The following is a 5447-nucleotide window of genomic DNA, read 5'->3' on the forward strand; positions in this document are numbered from 1 at the left end:
TGGAGAGATATATCTGGCAAAGACAAATTTTTGCCTATTCATAAATATAGATATCCTCAAAATTTTCCACTTTCGGAATTTTGCCGAAAATTCTGTAGTTTTCCCGAAAATGTCAGAGTCTAATTTGCAGAGATATATCTGGCAAAGCCAAATTTTTGCCTATTCTTAAATATAGATAGTATGAAAATTTTCCACTTTCGGAATTTGAGCGAAAATTCTGTAGTTTTCCCGAAAATGTCAGAGTCTAGTTGGGAGAAATATCTCTGGCAAAGGTAAATTTTTTCCTATTCTTAAATATAGATAGTATGAAAATTTTCCACTTTCTGAGTTTTGCTGAAAATTGGGAAATTTGCCTGAGAATATCAAAGTCTAGTTGGGAGAGATATCTCTGACAAAGGCAAATTTTTCCTGACTGATAAATATAGATAGTCTCAGAATTTTCCATATTAAATTCTACTACTGAGAAACCTGCTAAATTAAATTTTCAGCGATCGCTCGTCAACTACAATTTTTTCCGATAGTAATAGTCACAAAAGCTGCTAATTTACTTCTACCAACTCTGTAATTAATATCAAATTCCAAAAATAACTTACTTCACAATAAATTAGTCTCCTAATGTTAAGGTTTGGAAGAGGTTTTGAGGAAAGGGGTGGGAGACCAAACCCCTACTAAAAATTGGTAGAAGTTGAAATATTTATAGTATTTATCTAAGACTTATTTTCCCAACCTCCCATTAAAAATCAACTCCATCAACAGCATCATTAACTTCTGTCAAAAAAGCCAAAGCATTAAACTCAATACTTTCTGTCATCTGACGAAAAATTGCCAAACTTCCCAATGCTTCATCACCAATAATATTTTCATAAGGATCTAACTTTAAACTTAAATTACTACTATCTTTCTCCTGTTTTTCAAACCTGGAAAAATGGAAAAAAGTCAAATATTGAAGAATATCATTTTTCAACGAACTATCATAAACCAAACCTTGCCTAATATCCTCATCATCCATTACTCCAGAATAATATTTTCCTAACAGAGTGGAATAGGAAATAACGCCATTATAAAATCGTTCATTCTCAGTGTTTTTCCCACCCACAGAAATGCCATTAAACAAATTGAAAAATACCACTGATTTTTGACTACTATCTTCAGAAATATTCATTAATTGGCGAGTATCTTGAATATATAAAGATTTCACCTCCTGTTTTTTTAATTTGAATTTGTGTACATAATATTTATCAAAAAGTACAGGATATATTTTAATGTCATCTCGATTTTGCTTCATCGTCTTAATAATAGTAGGTGACATGAAATATAGTCTCTCTTCCTCTTCTTGTTGAGTAATATGTAATTTACTGGTATAAGGTGCTTGTGCTACATATAAAAAGTGTTGATATCCTTCTGAGTAAAGGTCAATGACTCTATCCATTAAAACAGGTGATTCCTGATACATCTTTCCTACTTGATAGTTATCAAAAAATGTAGTCAAACTTTGAATTTTTACACTGCCATTTTCTAACCGTTCAATACTTATTACTTCCCCAAATAAATTGGCAATTCTATCATTACGGTTTTGACTACCTGTTCTGGAATCGCTCAGTTTGCTAGACACAATAATAATTGCCAATTTATCTAATAAAGTAGAATCAGAATTACGATCGAAACTAAATTTTTTAGGCAATACAGAATATAGAGAATTTAAACCATTTCTAATATTGAAAGAACTAGGTGGTTTATTAACCCGGAAACCTTGAGAGTTACACCGATATTTTTTACTAAAAATAAAAGCTAATGTTTTGGCAAGATTAGCCAGAAACTTTTCAGCAGGAAAAGGATTTTCATGGGTTCCTTCATGGAGTCGCACCATCGGAATAAATAATTCTTTTTCTGTTCCTGAATATTCCTCTAATAAAATATGTAGGCAAAGATAAGATAACAATATCCAAGTAAAACGATAGACAAATGCTTGAGTCGTATTTAATTTATTTTCTCCTGGATTTAAACGTTTATTATTGTAACTAAACAGAATAAACTTATATCCTTTCTGCACAAAATTTTCGTGATAAATTCGCCGACAAGTATCTGTATCAGGTATCCACATTACAGGTAATGCTTTAATTCCTTCTAGATCATATTCCCACTGAAAACTTTGGCGATCGCTTCCTTCAAAATAACGCACATCTTCTATCTTGATACTAGCAGGTAGCTGACATACTGCTCGATTATTTATTCCTTCCTTAACCAGAAAAATATACCTCAGACATTTCTTATAATTTTCTCTTAAATCATCGTGAAAAAAATTACCTTGAAACAAACTATCATTCTCAGTTCTGATAATTCTTTTATTAATACAAATTTCTCGCCTTTTTATGCAGTTAGGTAATTTTTTCCCTCTCTCTAAAAAGTTTCTGACTAAATCCCTTAACTTCCTGATTTTTTCCTTTACTCCATATCTGTCAAATCCTATAACTAACCACTGAAAAATACTATCTTTTTCATCATCATTATCTGCTTTCAATGCAGGCAAAACTTTCTCATCAAATTTAGGTATAGGATTATAAGTTAACTCATCATCAGAATGATAATTTTTTGCCTTTGGGTCTGAGCAAGAAAATACAAAATAGTATAAAAATGCTCGCGTTAATATTTTTCTTGCCCAAGTTTTCTTTTTGTCTGGATTAGCCTTTAATTGCTCATTTTCCTCCTGATTATTCTGGGTAATTATCTCCAAATTATAATCAAAAACTTCTTTTCCACCCCTAGCTTGCACTTTGCCATCTAACTTCATTTTAAAACCCAAAACAAATTGAGTTTCTCCTATTTCTCGATTTGTAGTTTCTCCCAAATTACCATCAATAATTGGAATGATTGGCAGTGCGTCAAAAACTTCAGCACGAGCAAAAATATCTCGGTAATTAAATTTTTCTCCAGCATAAGAAACATCATAATATCCATCAGCTTTAGACTCATCATTAATATATTCCTCAATCAAATTCAAACGCCGAATTAAAACTCTCAGATAAATAACTCCTTTATCATTAGTCTCAATATTCGCTAATAAATGTTCTAAATATATAATTTTTGCTTCCTTTTTCAACTTCCCTAATGTTTCCTCATCTACCAGTCTTTGCAATTTATTAAAATCTGAGTTTCTATCCTCAACTTGTCTTTCTAAAAAAGGATAAATATCTTCAATATCTTCTGGGTCTTCCGAATCAAAATTATCTTGAATATTCTGTCTAATTCCTGTTGCTAGCTGAGACTGAAACGCCGTAATATTTCCCACTGTAATTGTCAGATTATGGAATTTTAACAAAGAATTACTACCGGGAAGTTGAGAATTTAAAATTAACTCTTGTTTTTGCAAATATGTATACTTTTCGTCAAAAGGATAAGCTAAACCTAATTTATTAACACGCCCCTGAAAATCTGTTAAATTCACAATCAAACTATCGACAAAACTAGCAATATCTCCTATTCCTTCTGTAGATTCTAAATTAGTTATCAAATAGTCTTTTATTTCTCCTATTTGAGTCAGAAATTTTTCTTTGTCTACAAAATTTACAGTAGCAGCACGAACACCCTTCGTAGTGCTTAAAGGATTTTGAATATTTGTAGTAGCAATAGAAGCAGCTATCTCATCAATATTAATAAGTAAACGTCGGCGTTGGTGGAGCAAGTGCGGTAGCTACATCGCTCGATATTTTAAACAGATTATGTTCCGACAATTTATGCAAAATCTGTTGTAACAAACTATTATAGTTGACAGGAACTAAATTATCACCATCTCTAATAATATTCCCCATATTTTATCACCCTTTGGTCAATTGTATTTCTTAATTATATAGGGTAATTAACTACGATTATCACATCATCAAAAAATTTGTATCTTTACTGAAAAATAAATCTATTTTGATTAAACTTTTTACTGAATTTATGAAATTATACCCTTGATATTTTGGCATTGCTGAATTAGGATATAATTTTCGTGCTTAGGAAATAGAAAGTAGGGAATAGGAAATATCCGCAATAAGGAATAGTTCTAATTAATAGTTAAGCAACAAGTAGTAAAAGGGAAGGGCGTGAATATTTAGAATTTATATCTTGTACTATGCAAAAAAGTCTTATGGGTGAAGGTAATTTCAGTTATCAGTTATCAGTACCTCTGCAATAAGGAGGCTTGAAATACGGAATTCTTTTTTTTATCCCCTTAAAAGGTGAGGCTTTAGACCACGATTTTTCGGTAAGATTCAGGATTTAATAATGAGGAAAATTATAGAGGATATAGGATGAAAAATTGTACCTGGATTTTTCCCTTCTTAATCTGCTCAAAATGCTAAATTTTTAAGATTGAGAGACGGAAAAAAGTGGCACTTTTTTCGCTCCAAAAATTCTTAGTCAGTATTATGTAAATGCTTTTAGAATTAATCAGTAAGCCCTAATTATAGCAGTTTTCATTAACATAGAATACAGAGATTTTGGCTTAAAGGCAGAAGGTACTTATGCTGAGGGCAGAAGGTTTGTAGTCTACCTTTGTGAAAAGCGCTATAATTATTTTGAACATAAGTCTCTCTATTGATCGTATATATTTTTTTGAAAATATCAATTGTAAAAAAGAATAGTACAAAAACGTGCATTTCGATCGGAGATACTAAAAAAGAGCTGCTCAAATTGATTTTCAACAGCTATCTCGATCATTTTTCCCTTGTTTTTCAATATTTACTCCTTCTTCCTTCTTTCTTCTTCCCTATCCCCTAGGGACGTTGCATCCAACTTCCCTACCATTTCTCATAAACATTTATCATGCTTGATATAACTTGGCATAAAAAATCGGGCAGATTTAGAAATATAAAATTCTCCAATCTGCCTCAATAAATTTATGATTAAAAAGTTACCTCAGACATCTAACCTCTTAACTGAACAGGCATAATTAAATAAGTCATCTTCAATCCTCCTAAAGGATTCAAAACCACTGGAGTTGTAGCAGTATTTAACTGAATAGAAATTTCTGAAGCTGAGGGAATAGCCTTTAATCCCTCAATCAAATACTTAACATTAAAAGCAATTTCTTCCGGTTCATCAGCAGAAATTTTTGCTGCCATAGACTCTCGACCACTTCCCACATCTTGAGCATCTACGGATAAAGAAATTTCCTGATTAACACTATCAATAGAACACTTCAAAATATTATTCTTTTGGTCAGCTAAAACAGCAATTCTTTCCACAGCTCCTAAAAATTGCTTTCTATCTACATTAATTTGATTAGTAAACTTATTAGGCAATAATTGTTGGTAAGCTGGATATTGACCCTCTAATTTTCTACTTGTTAAACGCTGCTCTCCCAACTCAAAAATTACCTGACCTTCGTCAAATCTTAAAGTAACAGAAGAACCAGACTTACCCATCCCAATCATCCGTTCAACTTCCCTTAAAGCTTTTGCCAGAAT

General features: G+C 31.7%; 4 protein-coding genes. All 4 read right to left on the reverse strand.

Annotated features, from left to right (window positions below):
• Positions 1–244: 244 nt before the first annotated feature.
• A complete protein-coding gene (locus F6K22_RS30125) occupies positions 245–445 on the reverse strand; it encodes a hypothetical protein (protein ID WP_293106673.1) in 201 nt (66 codons plus the stop codon).
• 288 nt (positions 446–733) lie between these two features.
• Positions 734–3679 carry a hypothetical protein gene (locus tag F6K22_RS30130; RefSeq protein ID WP_293106676.1) on the reverse strand — a complete coding sequence of 982 codons (2946 nt, stop codon included), beginning with the start codon at positions 3677–3679 and terminating at the stop codon, positions 734–736.
• Complete coding sequence (locus F6K22_RS30135; RefSeq protein ID WP_293106679.1) at positions 3648–3806, reverse strand: hypothetical protein; 159 nt, start codon at positions 3804–3806, stop codon at positions 3648–3650. The genes F6K22_RS30130 and F6K22_RS30135 overlap by 32 nt, the downstream gene beginning before the upstream one ends.
• Positions 3807–4904: 1098 nt before the next feature.
• Positions 4905–5447, reverse strand: a 543-nt coding sequence (gene dnaN / locus F6K22_RS30140) for a DNA polymerase III subunit beta (protein WP_293106682.1), incomplete at its 5' end; no start/stop codon positions are given.

Source organism: Okeania sp. SIO2F4 (genome assembly GCF_010672385.1).
Lineage (GTDB): Bacteria > Cyanobacteriota > Cyanobacteriia > Cyanobacteriales > Microcoleaceae > Trichodesmium.

Coding starts and splice junctions, on each gene's coding strand:
- F6K22_RS30125 (WP_293106673.1), bottom strand. CDS start 445: ATGGAAAATTCTGAGACTATCTATATTTATCAGTCAGGAAAAATTTGC.
- F6K22_RS30135 (WP_293106679.1), bottom strand. CDS start 3,806: ATGGGGAATATTATTAGAGATGGTGATAATTTAGTTCCTGTCAACTAT.